We start from the raw sequence: 18,390 nt of genomic DNA on the forward strand, positions 1-18,390 counted from the left end.
ACGTTTGCGGGTGCCTTTCGCGCGGTCGGAATTTGTCCTACATTATCGGGGCCTCGGGCCGGCCAGCCGGCCCACGGAACCTGAGATCACACGCAAGGAACAAGAATGAGTTTCGCTCCGAATGGGGGTATTCCCAATGGTTTGGGCGGCAGCGCGCTCGGCTCCTTGAGCGCGCTTGGCGGCCTTGCAGGGCCGGTCGCCTCGAGTGTTGCCGGGAGCCTCGGGCCGCTCGCGGGCCTGGCCGGGCACGTCGACACCGTCCAGCGTGCGATGCAGCTCGCACAGACCGGCTTCTCGCTGATGGACAAGACGCCCGGCGCGGTTGCCGAAGCGATCAACGGCGCCGCCAACCCCGCGCGCCTGACCCAGCTCAATCGTTACGTCACGCTCGATACGCCGCTCGGCCCGGATGTGCTCCTGGTCAGCGCCGCCGTCGTCGACGAGTACGTGAACCGGTTGCCGGAAATCCATCTCGACCTGCTGTCGCATCGCCATGACCTCCGCCCCGACGACCTGATCGGCCAGCAGGTCAAGATCCGATTCGATCAACAGGCGCGCCTGTCGACGCTTGAACGCTTCGTTGCATCGGGTGCCGGCGAGAACGACCGTTATTTCGACGGCTACGTCGCGTCGTTCGACCGCGCCGGCAATCCCGGAAATGTTACGCAGTACCACCTGACGGCCGTGCCGTGGTTCTGGTTCCTGACGCGCTCGACCGACTGCCGGATTTTCCAGAACAAGACCGCGCAGGACATCCTCACCGAGATTTTTCAGGAGCACGGATTCTCCGACTTCGTGTTCGACATCCGGACGAGCCAGAAACCGCTCGAATACGTGGTGATGTACCAGGAGTCTTACTACAACTTCTGCGCGCGGTTGATGGAGCAGGAAGGGCTGGTCTGGACGCACCGCTACGAGAAGGACAAGCACATGCTCGTGATCGGCGACACGAATTTGCTGTTCCGCCCGATCGACGGCCTGGCAACTGTGCCGTTCGCCGCCACCGAGGCGAGTGAGGACAGCGGCATCGACCAGTTGCACGAAGGCCGGCGCTTTGGCGTCGGCAAGGTCACGTTCCGCGACTTCAATCATCAGAATCCATCGTCGCCGCTGATGCTGGTGGAAGCCGGCCCGCAGAACCTCAAGCACGCGCGGCTCGACTCGACCGAGCGGTTCGAGCACCAGTCGCTGTACGACCACGGCGACGACGGCAACCGCTACGCCCGTTTTGCGATGGAGGCCGAGGAGGCGCAGGCCCATCGCTATACCGGCGGCGGCTACGCGTGGCGCATGACCACCGCGGGCGCAGTGAACGTGGCGAATCACCCGGTCCTCGAGAACAACCAGGAATACGTGATCCTGCACGTGCGTCACGAGGCGGTGAACGACTACACGCAGCACAGCGCAAAACTGCCGTACCGCAACAGCTTCGCGCTGCTGCCGAAGAAGATTCCGTACCGCGCGCCGCGCGGCACGCCGAAACCGGTGATTCATGGCACGCAGTCGGCGATCGTCGTCGGTCCGAAGGGCGAGGAAATCTACACCAACGGGAGCGCCGTGAAGGTGAACTTCCCGTGGGACCGGCGCGGCAAGAAGGACGGCTCCGACTCGATGTGGGTGCGCGTGTCGCAACCGTGGGCGGGCGATGGCTGGGGCGCGGCCGCGATTCCGCGGATCAAGCAGGAAGTGCTCGTCGCGTTCAATCAGGGCGATCCGGATAACCCCGTGATCGTGGGCCGCGTGTTCAACGGCGAGCAAGGCAATCCTTATCATGGTGCTGCCGGCCAGACGATGGGGATCAAGAGCCAGACGCACAAGGGGCAAGGTTCGAACGAAATCCGCATGACCGACACGAACGGCATGCAGGAATTCTTCATGCACGCCCAGAAAGACATGAACACCGTGGTCGAGAACACCGAGACGCACAAGGTGCTGGGGCCGATGCGTACCGTGCTGGTGGCCACAGGCAGCGAAGAAAAGCAGATTCCGCAGGGCAACCTGACCGAGACGATCGCCGAGAAGCGCAGTACCACCGCGACCACGGTCGAGGTGACGACGCCTGCCAAGGATGGCGGCGGCGGCACGCAGGTCTACGTGGCCGAGCGCGGCATCCTGCTGAAGGTGCAGGACAGCTCGATCTCGCTCGCGCCCGAAGGCATCCGCCTCGAACACAAAGGCTCGGTGATCCTGATGACCGACGACGGCGTGATGGTCAACGGCCAGCGCATCGATCTCAACAAATAACGCGAACGACACGAACCATGCACTACGCAATCCACGAAGGCACTTTCGAACTGCCGGACGCGGCGCTCGACCGCACGGTCAACATTCTCGTGATGAACGCCGGCCCCGGCGGCCTCAACCTCGTGATCGCCCGTGGGCGGCTGCGCGACGGGGAAGATATCGATGCGTTCGTCGCGCGCGAATGGGAAGTGGCGTCGCGCGATGCGAAGATGCTCACCGAGAAGGCGCGCCGGCCTGTGACGGTGGCCAGTCGTTCAGGCGTCCAGATCGATTCCACGCATGAGCGGGATGGCCGGCTCTGGCATCAGATGCAGACCATGTTTCCGTCGGACGACGCAGGCCGCGTGCTGGTGATGACGCTGACCAGCGCGGCACCGCTGACCGAAGAACAGCAGGCGATCGCCGATCGTATGCTCGCCAGTTTCCAGCCGCGCGCGGCTCGACCGACCCTGCTCGGATCGGGTGACGCGTCGTGAGCGCGGAAAACTTCGCGGCCGCTCGCTTCGAAGATCCGATCCAGCACACGTCGTTCCTGGGCGAACTTGTCGGCACGGTCGGGTCGGTGGTCGGCGGTGCCATCGTCGGTGCATTGGTGGCGGAGGCGTTGGAGGGGCTGGTGTTCGTCGGCCTGGCCGCGCTTGAGATCGGCACGGCAGGATTGGCGACGCCGCTCGTGATTGCGATCGGTGTGGGTGTGGCGGTTGGGTCTGGCGCGCTGATGGAAGCGACCGGGACGAACGAGGCCATCGACGACGGCGCGAAGGCACTGGCCAATTCGATCGTGCCGCCCGAGATCAAAGGCAAGATCGCGAGCGGGTCGGGGAACGTTTACGTCAATAACAAGCCGGCGGCGCGGGCAGCGAAACCGGGGGATCTCGATACCGTTGCGTGTACCGATCATCCTGGGCCGCAGATGATTGCCGATGGGTCGGGGAGCGTTTATATCAACGATCATCCGGCCGCGCGGGTCGGCGACAAGACGACTTGTGACGGGACGATTGCCGAAGGTTCGGACAACGTTTTTATCGGCGGTGGTACGCAGCGGGTAAGGGACGTGAAGTCTGCTTCCCGGCTCGGATGGCTGGGGGCGGCGCTTGGTATTGCGCTCGCGGTTTGCGGCCGCGGGAAGATGAGTTGGGGGCAGTTTCTGAAAGGTAAGCTGCCTTGCCTCGCGATCAATTTTGCAGCCGGGGCCTTCGGTACTTGGCTCGGCAGTTTGGCGAGGCCGTCCGCGGGCCACCCGGTCAATGTCATTACCGGCGGCAAGATTCTCGATGGCACGGACGATACCGACTTCGCATTGCCCGGGCCGCTGCCGATCGTGTGGCGGCGTTTTTACAGCAGTCACGATGATCGTGCTGACAGTTTGTTTGGCACCGGTTGGAGCGTGCCGATCAGCGTTGAGCTGCGGCTTGCGCGTGTGCATGGCGAGGTCACGTCGATCACGTATTGGGATGAGCAGGGGCGCGACATCGTGTTCCCGGCGGTGCCGCCGGGTGAGAGCCATTTCAGCGTTCCCGAAGGCATTTACCTGATTTGTACTGCCGGCGGCCACTACGTGGTTGAGACGGTCGATGGCTTGTATCGCGATTTCGGCCGTGCTCGTAGCGATGCGGACAGCGAGACGCTCAGGCTGTGGCGTCTTGAGGATCGCAACGGTAATTGGATCGAGGTGGAGCAAGAAGCGGCCGATGAGGTTGTGCGGCCGGCCCGGCTGCATGACAGCGCTGGGCGCGTGCTGACGCTGGTCTACGATAAATCGCAGCCGCGACGCATTGCCGCGATCGAGCTGACTCGTGGTGTGGACGGTGAGCAACCCGACACGCTGGTGCGTTACGCGTACAACGATGCTGGTGAGTTGGTAGCCGTTACGGATCGCAGTGGCCATATTGCGCGGCGCTTCGCGTACGAGCGTGGACTGATGGTCCAGCACACGTTGCGCGGTGGTTTGCAGTGTTTTTATGCGTGGCAGGGTGTCGGCCGCGACGCGCGTGTTGTGCGCCACTGGACCGACGACGGCGAAGCGTACACGTTCAACGCGGACCTCGCGCAGCGTACCGTGACGATTACCGACCAGATCGGGCGCGTTACGCACTGGATGTGGAACGAGGATCAGCAGCCGACAAGCCATACGGATGCCGAAGGCCATGTTTGGCAATTCGAGTGGAACGCGGTACGGCAGTTGGTCAGTACGACCGATCCGGCCGGGCATCCGACCCGCTTCGAATATGACGAGCGGGGGCGGCAGACGCAGCGTATCGATGCGCTTGGCCAGGTTGAGCGCACGGAGTGGAACGGACACTACGATCTACCTGTCGCTGAAACCGATCCGGCCAACGCGCGCTGGATCTATCGGTACGACGATCGCGGCAACCTGACGATGACGCGCGATCCGGCGGGATTTGCGACCGAATATCACCGGGACGAGCGTGGGCTCGTGCACACGATCCGTGATGCGCGGGGTGGTTACAAGTTCCTCGAATGGAATGGTCGTGCGCAGTTAACCTCGTACACCGATTGCTCCGGCAAAGTCACGCGGTTTGCGTATGACCCACGTGGCGGACTCGCGCGCGTGACCGATGCGGCGGGCCAGTCTACCGTGTACGAAGCGGATGCAATGGGACGGGTCACAGGGATCGGAACGGCTGATGGCGCGCGTCAGGTGTTTCGATACGATGCGGCCGGACGTCTTGTCGAGGTCGTTGATGCGAACCAGCGTAGCACGCGCTACGAACTCAATCCGCGTGGATTGCTGCTGTCCCGCACGGATGCAGCTGATCGTGTGGTGCGGTTCGGTTACGACGATGCGTTCAGGCTCGCGAGTTTGACCAACGAAAATCGTGAGTCGTATCGCTTCCAGTATGACCGTCGCGATCTGGTTTCTGCACAGATCGGCCTCGATGGCCACAAGCGTACATACGAATACGACGTGTGCGGCCAAGGCGCCATCGTACGGGATGGGCAGATCGAGACGCGCTACGAGCGCGACGCGATTGGGCGACTGACGGCGAAGCAATGTACGCATGAGCGTTGTGAGTACTTGTACGACAAGGCGAGCCGAATCGCATCTGCCGAGTTGTACACGCTGGCCGCTCGTGGCCCGTCGCTGAAGAATCGGGTCAGCTTGAAATACGACGCGCGCGGAGCGGTTCTCGAGGAATACACGCCAACCGGCTGGCTCGCGCATACGTACGACGAGCTTGGCAACCGCGTCAGCACGACCATCTCGGGTGAGCGGACGATCGACTGGCTGCACTACGGCTCGGGTCACGTGCACCAGATCCGTTTTGATGGCAGTACGGTGACGGACATCGAGCGTGACGATCTGCATCAAGAAGTGCTGCGAACGCAAGGTAAGCTGACTAGCCATTTTGGATACGACGCTGTAGGCCGCCGTGCACGGCATGCGGCGCAGCGGGGCGCAGCGGCAGACGCGTTACTCGCCAAGCAGTGGCAATACGATGCGGTGGGCGATGTGATTCAGAAGCGCGATCAGCGCTACGGCACAACGGCGTACCAATACGACCCTACTGGCCGAATCGAGCAGGCAGTTGGGGCGGGATTGCCATCGGAAGTGTTCCGATGGGACGCAGCTGCAAACCTCGTATCGGGCGATCATCCAGGCGGCTACGTCGAGCACAACCGGCTCAGGATGTTCGAAGACAAGCGGTTCAACTACGACGAGTACGGACGTCTGGTGCACAAGCTCAGTGGGCACGGGCCCAGCAAAGAGCAGAGCTTCGAATATGATGACTGGCATCAACTCAAGACCGTTGTGACGAAGGATCGACTTGGCGTCGCGACAACGCACTTCGAGTACGACGCGTTTGGCCGGCGGATCCGCAAGCTAAACGGGGGCTACGCAAGTACAGATTTCCTGTGGGACGGTATGCGGCTTGTGCAGGAAACGTATCACGATCGCCAAGGCGAGGAAGCGCTTACGTACTTATATGAGTCCGACAGCTACGTGCCGCTAGCGCGGATCGATCACGGGATGCCAGCGGCGAATGACGCTGACGCAGGTGACAACGTCTATTATTTTCACAACGACGTGTCGGGAATGCCGGAAGAATTGACCGACGCTGGTGGTGCGTTGATCTGGCAAGCCCGCTATAAGGTGTGGGGCAACGCGGTAAGGGAGGAGTGGATTGCGCGGAGACCGTATCAACCGACGCCTGCATGGGGCGAGGTCCAGGCAACCGAGTTGCCGCGCGCCCACGTCCCGCGGCCGCAAAATTTGCGTTTTCAAGGACAGTACCTGGACCGCGAAACTGGCCTGCACTACAACACCTTCCGGTTCTACGATCCGGATATCGGACGCTTTATCAATCCGGATCCTATCGGACTGAACGGCGGGCACAATCTATATCGCTATACACTGAATCCGATCACGTGGATCGACCCATGGGGATGGGCGGGCTGTACCCTAACCAAAGCTAAAGCAAAGGACTATGACTACACCCTCCGTTTGAAGCGATCCGAATATCCGCAGACATTCGGACATATCTCTGATGCTATCGGCGACGGACACGCAGATATCGTGACTGTTCAGAGAGGGAGTGCAAAGCTTAATCGGAAGCTCAGTTTGGCTGGCGTCAAGACGAAAACAGGTATGGATCGAGACGAGTGGCCAATGGCGATGTTCAAGGAAGGTGGTAACGGTGCTAGCGTGAGATATATTGACCCGAGTGACAACCGGGGAGCCGGATCAAGTATCGGCAATGCGTTGTCTGATTTGCCAGACGGAACAAGAGTTAAGGTGGAAATTTACGATGAGTGATAATCTTAGTCAAACGGTTGATCTGTTGATCTCCCATAGTCAAATCCTGGTTCGGTCTCGACCGTATGATGAGGGTTTGAGCCAGTGGGGAACTGGCAACATTGATCAAGGTGCGGTGCTGCATTCCGACTATCTCATTTTCGATCCGCTTCCGGACGATACCTTTGGTGCCAAGGTGTACCTGCAGGTGGTAGACAAATTCGAGATGGACGAGCAAGCCGCTCGGTGCATTGTTTCGCCTTTTCGTATTGAGGATCGCAATTCGCTCGAAGTTGCCTCGGCGACGGAAAAATTTAAGATCACGGTGGCGTTGCCACTTGATTCTTACGACGTGTATTACGAAGTCTGCGAAGGAGAAGAGGTTTTCTACAAATTCACGTTTGCTTCGGAAGCGGTTCATCGGCAAGCAATGTATTTGCGAGATGACCCGTGGGGGGGCAAGAAAGACAAGCAGCTTGTAGCAGGGAGGTTTGACAGATAACGCAGATTCGGTTGCTCCTTGGATCAACTGGACCAAATTCGCAGTGGTCTTGCCCGAGCGACTGACTGCAAAGGAGTCCAGGCGCGAGCGCTGCGACTACGTGGGTACGGTTCCTGTGGGATGGCATGCGGTTGATGCAGGAGACGTACCACGATCGCCAGGGTGAAGAAGCGCTGCCGTGCTTGTACGAATCGGACGGGGACGGCTACGCCCTACATGCGCTGATCGGCCACAGGACGCCGGCGGCTAACAATGCTGGTGCAAGAGATACGGTCTACTATATTTATAGCGACGTGTAGGGGTTGTTGGAGGAACTGACTGACGTCGATGGCGATTGGGGAGAGGTGCAGTTAACTACGCCGACATCGGCCCACGTACAGCGGCCACAAAACCTGCGTTTCCAGGGGCAGTATCTGGATCGTGAGACGGGGCTGCACTACAACACGTTTCGGTACTACGATCCGGATATTGGGCGGTTCATCACGCACGATCCGATTGGGCTCGCTGGCGGCATCAATCTGCATATGTACGCGCCGAACCCGGTAAGCTGGATTGACCCGTGGGGCTTGAGGTGCGGGCCGGGCGAGGCAACAGGGACTGGGCGTAAAGTGACTCCTGGAAGATGGTTGCGCGGTACTCATGGGAATGCAGGCGCTTTTCCAGAATCGATTGCAAGCAAGATGAAGGGGCGTTCCTTTAGAGATTTTGATCATTTTAGATCGGAATTCTGGAAGGAGGTTTCGATGGATCCCGATTTGAGTAGTCAATTTTCGAAATCCAATGTATCGAGAATGGCTAATGGATTGGCTCCAAAGGCGTCGGTTACTCAGGGGGTGGGTAAAAACACCTCATATGTACTCCATCATATAGAGCCGATTCAGCATGGTGGAGGTGTTTATGATATGAATAATTTGCGTATCGTAACACCTAGATATCACGCTGAAGTACTGGATCCTGCATACCATTATTGAGAGGTTGAGTGATGAATAGGGATGAATTGATTGTTTTGGTTGGTAGGATGAGGGAATCAAACTACACCTCCGATGAGGAGGCTGAGTCTGATATTGAGGTTTTGAATAAGAATGTGATGGATCCATATGCAATGGATTACATTTTCCAGAAAAAATACGAAAACATGTCGCTGGAGGAAGTTGTTGATAAAATGCTCTCATATAAGCCGATACAATTGTGACTTCATGCGAGTGAGAGGTATGAGCTGCGTATGAATTGAATCCATGCGGGTTGCTGCTGGCGCGGATGCCATGCCGCAGATCGCGTCGTGAAGTTCGGATACGACAACGCGTTCCGGTTCGCAACACTGGACGAACGAAAATCGCGAGACGTATCGCTTCCACCATGATCGCCGGACCTGTCGGGTGAGAAAAGCAGACTCGACGGACATCGGCGTGCGTATACCTACGATGAACTTGGCAACTGCGTTTCAGCGATGATTTCTGGTGAGCACAAGATCGATTGATTAACGGTCGAATACCAGTGGGCCGATGGCAAAGGACAGTCAGGTTCGTGGTTCACCGACGCGGACAAGGGGGTGAAGGCCGTCGCTCGAAGAAATGCAAGAAAGGGGCTCGGTTCAAGCGGTTGCTCACGATAAGGGGTTTGTGGTGAAGCAAACGATACGTCCGATTGAAGTTGATTTTGTCTATGATGAATTGGATGCAAATGCGGTCACGTTTAAATTGAAGGATGGGTATCTTTCGATTCAGACATGTGTCTACCTCGAAGACGACGAGCGATTGAATGAGCCTACAGTTGAATTGAGCGATCAGGGAAGTTCGCAATGTGGGGGGCTGGCCCAGATTGTTTTTTCCCCTCGCGAGGTGGAGCTAAAATTTCAGGAGGGTGACTATTTCCTCAGCCAGTATTCGGCTATATCAATTTTGCTCGATGAATTTGTTGATGTGAAATTGGTCGATTTTTTTGTCAATCACTTGTTTCTTGGTGATATTGTGATATATGGCGACAGTTTCGATCCTGCGGAAAAGGTGATTCAAACTGAAAAAAGAGATTATCTTTGATGTTGTCGTTTGAGTGGTGTTGTTTTTATTTTCAAGGGGATTTTCTTCATCCGTAGTCATCGTCTTGCTCGTCGCATACGACTCGAAAAATGATGGTGACGAGACTATTTGCAACGAGGAAAATTTGAAGGCAGTGAGTGGTTTGAAGGCGCTTATTTTTGCAAGATCGGATTTGCCGAAGGTCGGTTGGATGTTTTTAGATAAGGGATTCAACAAAAATTCTGCCGACGCATTGATGACTGCAGCTTTCCACATTCCAGAAGATGAAGATGACGAGTTTTACGGTGAAGATCATCTTACGTCGTGGCTGGAGGTGCCGACATTCCTAGCCATTCTTAACGTTCGCGAAAAGAATTTTAAAGACCCGACTACAAGGGATTTTGCGAACGCAGCGATCTACTACCTTGAGAACGACGATTTTTTGGAGTAAGGGTTGTGCGTGCCACTAGCTGGACCGTCAGTCACTAAGCCAGGCCAAGAAATAGTTCACCAACGCCGGTTCACTCTCGCGACCGGGTTTTCATGGCTCCAAGGCTACGCCGTGTGACCACCCAGGCACATTGATGTAGTAGCGCATCGCTTTGCCCATACCATGGCACCACAGTTGTCGACCTGCGACCATCTCTGAAAGATCGCGTGTCGCCGTGGCCTTTGAGACGCCGGTCATCTTCATATACTTCTCGGCGTTCAGCCCGCCCAAGAAGCCACCGTCCCCGTCGTCAAGAAGACGCTGCAGCACCCTGCGCTGCCGCTCATGCAACTTGCTGCCCTCGTGCCTCTCCCAAAAGCGCCTCTTCTCGATAGCCTGGTCGATGACGTGGTTCGCTTCACGACAGGCTGCGGTACATTGGCGCGCGAACCACTGCACCCACGCCGTGACATCAGTGTTACCGCGTTGAGCTTGGTTGAGGGCGTCGTAGTACGCCGAACGGGAAGTCAGTAGCTGCCGCGAAAGGCTGTAGAGGCGCACCGGTTGCCGCAAATGCTGCGCCATGGCCATGTCAACGATGGCCCTCCCAATGCGTCCGTTGCCATCCTCAAACGGGTGGATGCTCTCGAACCACAGGTGCGCGATGGCGGCCCGAGCGAAGCCATCGATCGGCTTGCCATCCGGCGCCAAGGCCTGCGCCGGCGAAAATTTTGCGAACCATGTGAGAAAGCGCTTCATTTGCGCTGGCACATCCTTGGACGGCGGCGCCTCGTAATGCACTACCTCACGGCCTGGCGTACCGCTCACGATCTGCATCGGATCGTCATGGTCGCGATATCGGCCGACGGCGATTCGGTGAATGCCGGACGTGCCACCGGGGAACAGCGCAGATTGCCAGCGGCATAAGCGGTCCTCATCGAGGGGCAAATCAAACGCTGTCGTGGCATCATTGATGACCGCGACAAGGCCATCAACTTGGCGGTCGAAAGGTCCCGACGTTGTCAGTCCGAGTCGCCGCATCACGGACGACCGAACAACATCGAGCGGCAACCGCACCCCTTCTATGGCGGCCGTGGCCAGCACCTCATCCGATAGCGCATCCAGTGCGACTTGGCTGGTACTACCAAGGCCGATGGCCATGGCCTTACCTTCGACCACACCGTGCATCCTGTAGGCATCTGCCAAATCAGGTGCGGTCATCTGCGCGTCGTAGGTGAAGTCAGGCCATTCGGCACGACGCCAAATCCAGGAAGATTTCGTACTCATGAGCCGCAATCTACCACATTCGGCTCATATCTTGAGCCGTTTTGAAAAAATTGCGGCTCCCCCCCCGAGTTGGAGGCGCGAGAGCATTCGGTCAAAAGGCCGTTCAAGGTTGCGGATTCAACCCGTCATTGACGCCTCGCTAGGTCGAGAGTCCACTCAGGGCCGGAAGCCGACGATCACTTTGGGCAGATGCCGGCTTTGAACACGCTGTCCGACACGCAGGCTACCCATTAGGGTGGTGCGCGGCCGTCGCGCGCCTGTCATTGTGAATCCACTCGTCTGCGCTTGCCTGTCTGGCATCTTCACGCAGGCCGGGTGGACGAAGCATCGATTCAGGTAGCACATGACAGGAGTCGTCATATGGAAACCCCAACCCCCGGCGCAAATCCGTTGCAGGATCTTTCCAACAACCTGGCGGCCATCGCTGAGCGTGTCGGCCAGAGTGTTGTCGCGGTGCACGGGCGGCACCGCTTCCCCTCCAGTGGAGTAATCTGGCAATCCGGCGTAGTGGTCACGGCGGCGCATACGCTCAGGCGCGAAGACGCCATTGAAGTCACCTTGGCCGACGGCCGCACCGTGGCGGCCGTCCTGGCCGGACGGGACCTTGGCACCGACCTGGCGGTACTGAGGCTTGATGGCGTGGAGCTGAATCCGGTTGAATCCGGTGACGCGCGCTCCCTCAAAGCAGGACATTTGGTGCTCGCGGTGGCACGCGTGGACCGGCTCGGCACCAGCGCAGATTTCGGCGTCGTCGGCACGGCCAGCGGTCCGTGGCGTACTTGGCGAGGGGGCCAGTTCGATACCTTCGTGCGGCTGGACGGCGGGCTGCGCCCCGGCTTTTCCGGTGCGGCCCTGGCGGATATGCAGGGGCGGGTCATGGGCCTGTGCACATCGGCGCTCGTGCCTGGTGCCGGCATCGTGATTCCGGCATTGACCGTGGCGCGCGTGAGCGACGAACTGCTAAGAAAGGGACGTGTCTCGCACGGCTACCTTGGCGTGGGCACACAGCCGGTGAACGTGCCGGAGGCATGGGTGACGAAACTGAATCTGGCTTCCGAGCGCGGGCTGCTGGTGGTTTCGCTTGCAGCGGGCGGGCCCGCGGAGCGCGCCGGGGTGCTGATCGGGGATGTGCTGATCGAACTGGATGGCAAGCCGTGCCGCGACATGGACGACATGCATGCCGCGCTTGGCGGCGACCATATCGGAAAGTCGTTGAAGATCGGGCTGATCCGGGGCGGCGCGCGTAGCGAGTGCTCGGTCACGGTGGGCGAACGCCCGCAACGGAATTCGTGCCGCTGAGAACCGTGCAAGCTGTCGCACGTCGGGTGCCGATATGATACAGATGAGCCCGGTCAGGGTCGCCGTCGTCGCCGCCTCACCGCAAGCGCGAGCGAGCCTGCAGGCGCTTGTCGACGCAGCGCCGACGCTGAATTTTGCGGGAAGCGCAGCCGACGCCGCCGTGATCTCCGACCACTTTGTCAACGAATTGCCGGATGTGGTCTTGGTCGAACTGGAGCCGCAGGCCGGCGACTTGCCGATGCCGGGAGTGGATCGCCATCTCGCAACACCGGCGCTCGTCGTGCTCACTGACGACGCGGACAGCGACTGGATCCATGAGGCGTTGGCGGGCGGCGCCACGGCGTTGCTGCCGCGCGGCGCGACGTCCGGCGAAATCATCGCCGCGATCGAAGCTGTGGCCGCGGGCCTTTGCGTGCTATCCCCGGAGATCCTCGCCCGGCTGCTGGCGGAGCGCACGGCGCCTCGCTCGACGGCATCCGCGGCGCTTATCGAAATGCTCACTCCACGCGAGATTGAAGTGCTGACGATGCTCGCCGAAGGGCTCGGCAACAAGGAGATCGCGCACCAACTCGACATATCGGACAATACGGTGAAGTTCCACCTGTCCTCCATTTTCGGCAAGCTCGGCGCAAGCAGCCGCACCGAAGCCGTCATGCAGGGCATGCGACATGGCCTCATCATGATGTAGTCGGAAGTCCGAAGGATGTGGGCCAGACTCGCATGAAATCCATGTCTTGAACCCGTCACGCGTCATCTGCGGAGGCGGCAGTGATTGGCCAGTTTGGGACATTCGACAGCGCAGCGTAGATCGTCGACAATTAACCAAGCGGGCAGATTTGAGAGCTTGTCAGGCTAACCTGATAACGCATATTCTTTCAAATCGGTCCAGCGTCAGCGGGGTGAGGCACGTCAATGCCTACGGTACAGGCCCCGCACCTGCGGATAGGTAGGCACTGCAGCGGCGTCTATGACGATAGTTGAATGACCGCCTTGTAGAAGAGCGGCTGTCATCTTCGGGTCGATCTGCGCCGGTCGCGCGTCACAGGGCGGCGGCCGGCCGCGTTCGGCCAGGAAGGGACGTTCGACTCTTTTCATCTTTAGACGTCTGTACAGTCGCTCCACTCTAAAAAGACTCATTGCGGAGCCAGCCGCATCTGTATCCAATTCTGCTACGCAAAGTAGAAACATCTCTGACCGAGCGGTGTCTGCGTTCTTGCCTTTGCGCATCTGCGCAAACATAATTGATGTTCGTTTTCTTCCGTTACGGTTGTCTGTTTGCATGATACCGAATCGGAAGTTTGAGCCGCCGCGCCATAACTAGCATGCAGGATATCGTAGATGACATTTCGCCTTGATCTCGTGAACAGAGCTGGCCTATTTAGACACTATGCCGCGTGGCATGAAGATGGGAATTGTGCAGACCAAAATCATGTCGTCATGGCACACCGCATTGGTCTAATGGTTTACTCGCTCGAAAAATTGCACTATCTGCGCGACGAGTGCCTAGAACAGTTTTTCGCGTTTTCCGGTGAAACAAATTGCACGGACGATGAAATACTGTTTGACTCACCTGGAATGTTTGAAGTCTTTTCGACGTTCTCTACTACCCTCTTAAGTCAGCGACTTTGCCAGAACGCACTCATGGATCTCTTGGGGCAGAAACTAGGAAAGAGTCTACCCAGTAGCATGAGTGATTTCGTAAAGAATCCGAGCAAGCATAAGCTTCCAAACCCGTTTGTTACGTTAATACAGGACTATTGGAGTGCTAGCGGAAGAGAGGTCAAGGCCTATCGCGACGTTGATCAGCACTTCGGACTGGTTGCCCGGCATGCATGGATCAAGAGGAATGCGGATACTTCGGAACTGATGATTTACTTGCCAGACAATCCCCATGAAAAATCTCTTCGAAAGTTCTCGTATACACAAGGGAAAAATGTTTTCCAATTTTGCGACAAGTCGTTTCATGATATTCACGAATTAACAAACGGGATTAGTAAGGAATTGGGGTATAACGTTCCACGCTCGTTTGACTACAATATAAATTTCCCGGCGGACGTGCGAGAGTGCATGATGATTGGTTTTGATGCAAGCCAGTCAGTGCTTGTGGGGCGAGAGATTTTTAGAAAAAATGGTCAATATTTCGCATGGAATCACGTCGTCAATGCAGATCTGGGAAAATATTCGTTTGTTAAACTCAACGGGAAGTTTCCGCAGCAATACACGTTTTCACGCGACTACGAACTCTCTGACGAACCCGCATTTATTACAGAGGTTGAGGTGCCAACGCACGGTAAGTCTTCTGCGTAGCCGACTCGCGTGCAAGAGAGCCACTCGTACAAAAAATGGAATGGGTCGTTGTATTGACAGTGAGCGGTATTTCATCGGGCGCGAACGTCCGCTCCGGGTTGAATCCGCAGTCGATAGCAGTCTGAGTGAGATGCTGAAACCGGACATCACCCGCAAGCAATTCCGGTGCCCCGAACGACAACAAAGAGTGAGCAGCAGTCGCATCCGTATCGAGACGAACTCATACAGTTCGTCTGATCCAATAGAACTGTTTCGAAGCGTCAAGTTCTGATCAATCGCTCACTGTGACAGATCGACGTTCGCCATCAACTCTCGCAATGGCCGTGAGCATTGACCTCATTGTCTGCCTATAACTAACGGCTAACGTGTGTCCATGCAACAAACACTGTCTAATAAGCAATGCCCCGCTGATGATGATCGCGCGCGCGGATGGATACGTCGCACGTCCTGACCCGAACGTCGAAGCCCCATTTCCATCGAACCACCAACAGAGGAGGAATCCGAACCATCAAACCGCCGCAGTAAACGAGCGCGGGCCGCAAGTGCTACCAACACTCACGACCCGCTAACCACAGCCAACTATAGGAGAGTTGCCCATGGCTAAGCCGAATCATAAAGCACGACCACCGAAGACGGAACGTTTCGTAACGATCCAGGAAATGTGGGGTACGCCGAAAACCGACCTCAAGCCTGAGAAGTTCTATCCGTACATGAAGATTGGTGGAATGTGGTTGATCAGCGATGCGTGTTTTGTCCCGGGCCGAAAGGCGCGAATCGATATTGAGCCTGGCCGGCTGATCATCACGCAGTTGTAAAGGCAACGCCGCAAGATGCGGCCGCGCTGCGCGAAGTCGCGCAGCGCGCCGGGTAGGGCTGCTGCTACCAGCCGCCCCAACGCATCACCAGTCGATATTGCAAGACGACCGCCACGTCCCCGCACCGCCAGTAGCTGTGCAACGTGAGCCCGCGCCGTCGTCGTAGAAAGTCCGCGTCTCCGGTTGCGGCACCGACGGATCGTACGGATTCGGTGTGCCATGCGGACCACGCGCGGCATCGTACGGGCGCTGTGGCGCATACGAGCTGCCACTACCAGCCGGCCGCGAGCCGTTAGCGCGCAGGTATTCATTCCAGTTCTGCTGGCGCTGTTCGTATCCGGGCACCGCGCGGCCAAAACTATCGCTCCCACCGGCGCCGAGCGCAACGCGATTCGCGGGCAATACCAAATCGGGTTCGTGCTCCGACGAAGGCGGCGGTGCCACAAGCGTATCGCCCGACACGCTCAGCGGCCGCGTATCCGGCGTATCGAACGGAGTACGTTCCACGGGCGCAGCGTACTGCACGCGGCGGCGGTTCATACGTGCCGCATGCCCATCATCACGAGCAGCAGCACGCCGCTCCGAGCGAAACACATTAGCCCCGGCCGACCGATCGACCAGCGTATCGCGACCTGAAGCATCGGCTGCGGAAACAGAAAGCGCACACGCAAACGCGGCGGCGGAAGAAAGACGGAAGGGATGATTCATCAGCGATCCAAATCAGGTGATGTGCAATGAAAAAAACGGCAGATCACTGGCTGGCGGCTGGGCGACGGGCGGGCGCCGAAGCGGCCCTGAAGCGGCTCCGAGGCGCGGCGGACGCGACTCGGAGGAAGGCTGGCTGGATTGCAGAGGCGAATCCGTATTATTTCATATTAATAACGATAACCTTTCTGTGTAACGAAAACCGTCGGAAAACAGTAGGTTTGAGCAGCCGCACCCAACGCACTGCAATGGTGCCCACCCAACCAATCATCAGTCGATTGAAGTACGACGATGCGACCCTTTACCCGCCCCGACACACACCTCACAAGATCGCCTACCACTAGATCCCAATCCCGACAAGGCACAGCGTCAGAAGCGCCTCACCGATAGCAACCAAATTGCACCACCAGCAAGCGTTCTCGCGCCCCCAAGGTTGCGCCGACATTGCTACCGACTGTCACCGAATCCCTACGTGTTTTCCCTCATTCAACCGGCATTTTTGACAGACGATTGAAAAACGCCCATATAATTTCGACTGCCTTGCCAACGGCTGTCGGACCATCCCTCCGATCAAGCGGTTTGGCAAGCGGGGCAGGCGAAACGCTTGCGCAATGCAAGACGCATCACGATGATGTCTTTCCGAACCAGACGTCCCCTTCGGGGACTGCAAGAGCCGGGCCCCGCTACGCAACATTCCGCTGGAGTTCCGTCTTCTATGTGTCTCGGGCGTGTCCCATGTCCTCGCCCCGGGTGCTGTTCGATTGCGCAAGTCATGCCGCCTTTGCCCGTATGACTAAACAACATCGAGGAGCTCCCAGATGACGCTGTCCCGTCTTACGTCCATTTCCGTCGCCGCCGTGCTGTTCGCCGCGGGCGCCGCCGCCGCGCAAGCGGAAACCGTGAAGATCGCCATCGCTGGTCCGATGAGCGGCTCGGTCGCCCAATACGGCGACATGGTGAAGGCCGGCGCGCTGACCGCGATCGAGCAGATCAACGCGGCAGGCGGTGCGGGCGGCAACAAGTTCGAAGTCGTGCTGATGGACGACGCATGCGAACCAAAGCAGGCCGTCGCCGTCGCGAACAAGATCGTCAGCCAGAAGATCAAGTACGTGATCGGCCACGTGTGCTCGGGTTCGACGATCCCCGCATCCGACATCTACGAGAACGAAGGCATCGTGATGGTCACGCCGTCGGCCACCGCGCCGCAGCTGACCGAAGGCAAGAAGCGTCACTTCATCTTCCGCACGATCGGCCGTGACGACCAGCAAGGCCCGGCCGCCGCGCACTTCATCATCAACAACGTGAAGCCGAAGAAGGTCGCCGTCCTGCACGACAAGCAGTCGTACGGCCAGGGCATCGCGTCGTCGGTGAAGAAGGACCTCGAAGCCGCGAAGATCCCGGTCGTGCTGTTCGAAGGCATCAACGCCGGCGATTCGGACTACTCGGCGATCATCACGAAGCTGAAGTCGCAAGGCGTCGATTTCGTCTACTTCGGCGGCTACCACCCGGAAATGGGCCTGCTGATGCGCCAGGCGCGCGAGCAGGGCGTGAAGGCCACGTTCATGGGCCCTGAAGGCGTGGGCAACAAGGACGTGACGGCGATCGCCGGCCCGGCTTCGGAAGGCATGCTCGTCACGCTGCCGGCCGACTTCTCGGCGGACCCGTCGAATGCGGCGCTCGTGAAGGCGTTCGCGGACAAGAAGCGCGACCCGAACGGCCCGTTCCAGATGCCGTCGTACGCAGCGGTGAAGATCATCGCCGACGCGATCGCAGGCGCGAAGACGACCGACCCGACCAAGGTCGCCGCGTACATGCACAAGACGACGTTCGACACGCCGATCGGCAAGGTGTCGTATGACGCGCAGGGCGACCTGAAGGCGTTCAAGTTCGTCGTGTACACGTGGCACAAGGACGCGACGAAGACCGCCGCCAAGTAATACGGAGTACCCGCCCCGCGCACCCGCTCTGCCCGTCACCCGGGCGGAGCGCGTGCGCATTTGGCCGTTCCGCGGCCAACGGGCGGCCCG

Annotated in this window: 15 protein-coding genes and 1 pseudogene; 14 read left to right on the forward strand and 2 right to left on the reverse strand. The window is 58.5% G+C overall.

Annotation, left to right across the window (positions count from 1 at the left end; translation table 11 throughout):
* The first annotated feature begins 105 nt into the window (after positions 1-105).
* The 9 genes and pseudogenes from R9B84_RS23120 to R9B84_RS23160 all read left to right on the forward strand — a co-directional run bounded on the left by R9B84_RS23120 (position 106) and on the right by R9B84_RS23160 (position 9,971).
* Positions 106-2,244: a type VI secretion system Vgr family protein gene (locus tag R9B84_RS23120; RefSeq protein WP_423762414.1), complete on the forward strand. Its 2,139-nt coding sequence runs from the start codon at positions 106-108 to the stop codon at positions 2,242-2,244.
* 17 nt (positions 2,245-2,261) lie between these two features.
* Positions 2,262-2,720: a DcrB-related protein gene (locus R9B84_RS23125; RefSeq protein WP_423762415.1), complete on the forward strand. Its 459-nt coding sequence runs from the start codon at positions 2,262-2,264 to the stop codon at positions 2,718-2,720.
* Entirely contained in the window at positions 2,717-7,024 is a 4,308-nt protein-coding gene (locus R9B84_RS23130; RefSeq protein ID WP_423762416.1) for an RHS repeat-associated core domain-containing protein, read from the forward strand. The genes R9B84_RS23125 and R9B84_RS23130 overlap by 4 nt, the downstream gene beginning before the upstream one ends.
* Positions 7,017-7,505, forward strand: coding sequence for a competence protein ComJ (gene comJ / locus R9B84_RS23135; protein ID WP_423762417.1), 489 nt, complete (start codon positions 7,017-7,019; stop codon positions 7,503-7,505). Before R9B84_RS23130 ends, comJ begins: the two co-directional genes overlap by 8 nt.
* A gap of 386 nt (positions 7,506-7,891) precedes the next feature.
* Positions 7,892-8,074, forward strand: a pseudogene (locus tag R9B84_RS23140) (RHS repeat-associated core domain-containing protein); the annotation flags it as partial.
* On the forward strand, positions 8,057-8,476 hold the full coding sequence (locus tag R9B84_RS23145; protein WP_423763560.1) for an HNH endonuclease signature motif containing protein: 420 nt from the start codon (positions 8,057-8,059) through the stop codon (positions 8,474-8,476). The pseudogene R9B84_RS23140 and the gene R9B84_RS23145, both read left to right, overlap by 18 nt.
* Positions 8,477-8,487: 11 nt before the next feature.
* Positions 8,488-8,697: a hypothetical protein gene (locus tag R9B84_RS23150; RefSeq protein ID WP_321787964.1), complete on the forward strand. Its 210-nt coding sequence runs from the start codon at positions 8,488-8,490 to the stop codon at positions 8,695-8,697.
* Positions 8,698-9,076: 379 nt separating this feature from the next.
* Positions 9,077-9,541, forward strand: coding sequence for a hypothetical protein (locus tag R9B84_RS23155; protein ID WP_423762418.1), 465 nt, complete (start codon positions 9,077-9,079; stop codon positions 9,539-9,541).
* Positions 9,542-9,674: 133 nt separating this feature from the next.
* Positions 9,675-9,971 (forward strand): hypothetical protein, encoded by a 297-nt coding sequence (locus R9B84_RS23160; RefSeq protein ID WP_423762419.1) that lies wholly within the window; start codon positions 9,675-9,677, stop codon positions 9,969-9,971.
* A 90-nt stretch (positions 9,972-10,061) separates the two neighbouring features.
* On the opposite strand, the gene R9B84_RS23165 is transcribed toward R9B84_RS23160, so the two are convergent.
* Positions 10,062-11,237, reverse strand: coding sequence for a Fic family protein (locus R9B84_RS23165; protein WP_423762420.1), 1,176 nt, complete (start codon positions 11,235-11,237; stop codon positions 10,062-10,064).
* Between the two features lie 360 nt (positions 11,238-11,597).
* On the opposite strand from R9B84_RS23165, the gene R9B84_RS23170 reads away from it, so the two are divergent.
* The 4 genes from R9B84_RS23170 to R9B84_RS23185 all read left to right on the forward strand — a co-directional run bounded on the left by R9B84_RS23170 (position 11,598) and on the right by R9B84_RS23185 (position 15,658).
* On the forward strand, positions 11,598-12,536 hold the full coding sequence (locus tag R9B84_RS23170; RefSeq protein ID WP_423762421.1) for a S1C family serine protease: 939 nt from the start codon (positions 11,598-11,600) through the stop codon (positions 12,534-12,536).
* Positions 12,537-12,579: 43 nt separating this feature from the next.
* Positions 12,580-13,224: a LuxR C-terminal-related transcriptional regulator gene (locus tag R9B84_RS23175; RefSeq protein WP_423762422.1), complete on the forward strand. Its 645-nt coding sequence runs from the start codon at positions 12,580-12,582 to the stop codon at positions 13,222-13,224.
* A 650-nt stretch (positions 13,225-13,874) separates the two neighbouring features.
* Positions 13,875-14,843: a hypothetical protein gene (locus R9B84_RS23180; protein ID WP_423762423.1), complete on the forward strand. Its 969-nt coding sequence runs from the start codon at positions 13,875-13,877 to the stop codon at positions 14,841-14,843.
* 596 nt (positions 14,844-15,439) lie between these two features.
* Complete coding sequence (locus tag R9B84_RS23185) at positions 15,440-15,658, forward strand: hypothetical protein (protein WP_065501341.1); 219 nt, start codon at positions 15,440-15,442, stop codon at positions 15,656-15,658.
* An 84-nt stretch (positions 15,659-15,742) separates the two neighbouring features.
* Here R9B84_RS23185 and R9B84_RS23190 read toward each other — a convergent pair whose 3' ends face one another.
* Positions 15,743-16,366 (reverse strand): hypothetical protein, encoded by a 624-nt coding sequence (locus tag R9B84_RS23190; RefSeq protein ID WP_423762424.1) that lies wholly within the window; start codon positions 16,364-16,366, stop codon positions 15,743-15,745.
* An 815-nt stretch (positions 16,367-17,181) separates the two neighbouring features.
* On the opposite strand from R9B84_RS23190, the gene R9B84_RS23195 reads away from it, so the two are divergent.
* Complete coding sequence (locus R9B84_RS23195) at positions 17,182-18,300, forward strand: branched-chain amino acid ABC transporter substrate-binding protein (RefSeq protein WP_423762425.1); 1,119 nt, start codon at positions 17,182-17,184, stop codon at positions 18,298-18,300.
* Positions 18,301-18,390 lie beyond the last annotated feature (90 nt).

Source organism: Burkholderia sp. NLJ2 (genome assembly GCF_049487195.1).
In the GTDB taxonomy this organism is placed as follows: domain Bacteria; phylum Pseudomonadota; class Gammaproteobacteria; order Burkholderiales; family Burkholderiaceae; genus Burkholderia; species Burkholderia pyrrocinia.

Coding starts and splice junctions, on each gene's coding strand:
- R9B84_RS23185 (WP_065501341.1), top strand. CDS start 15,440: ATGGCTAAGCCGAATCATAAAGCACGACCACCGAAGACGGAACGTTTC.
- R9B84_RS23150 (WP_321787964.1), top strand. CDS start 8,488: ATGAATAGGGATGAATTGATTGTTTTGGTTGGTAGGATGAGGGAATCA.
- R9B84_RS23170 (WP_423762421.1), top strand. CDS start 11,598: ATGGAAACCCCAACCCCCGGCGCAAATCCGTTGCAGGATCTTTCCAAC.
- R9B84_RS23155 (WP_423762418.1), top strand. CDS start 9,077: ATGCAAGAAAGGGGCTCGGTTCAAGCGGTTGCTCACGATAAGGGGTTT.
- R9B84_RS23120 (WP_423762414.1), top strand. CDS start 106: ATGAGTTTCGCTCCGAATGGGGGTATTCCCAATGGTTTGGGCGGCAGC.
- R9B84_RS23195 (WP_423762425.1), top strand. CDS start 17,182: ATGACGCTGTCCCGTCTTACGTCCATTTCCGTCGCCGCCGTGCTGTTC.
- R9B84_RS23175 (WP_423762422.1), top strand. CDS start 12,580: ATGAGCCCGGTCAGGGTCGCCGTCGTCGCCGCCTCACCGCAAGCGCGA.
- comJ (WP_423762417.1), top strand. CDS start 7,017: ATGAGTGATAATCTTAGTCAAACGGTTGATCTGTTGATCTCCCATAGT.
- R9B84_RS23180 (WP_423762423.1), top strand. CDS start 13,875: ATGACATTTCGCCTTGATCTCGTGAACAGAGCTGGCCTATTTAGACAC.
- R9B84_RS23165 (WP_423762420.1), bottom strand. CDS start 11,237: ATGAGTACGAAATCTTCCTGGATTTGGCGTCGTGCCGAATGGCCTGAC.
- R9B84_RS23190 (WP_423762424.1), bottom strand. CDS start 16,366: ATGAATCATCCCTTCCGTCTTTCTTCCGCCGCCGCGTTTGCGTGTGCG.
- R9B84_RS23125 (WP_423762415.1), top strand. CDS start 2,262: ATGCACTACGCAATCCACGAAGGCACTTTCGAACTGCCGGACGCGGCG.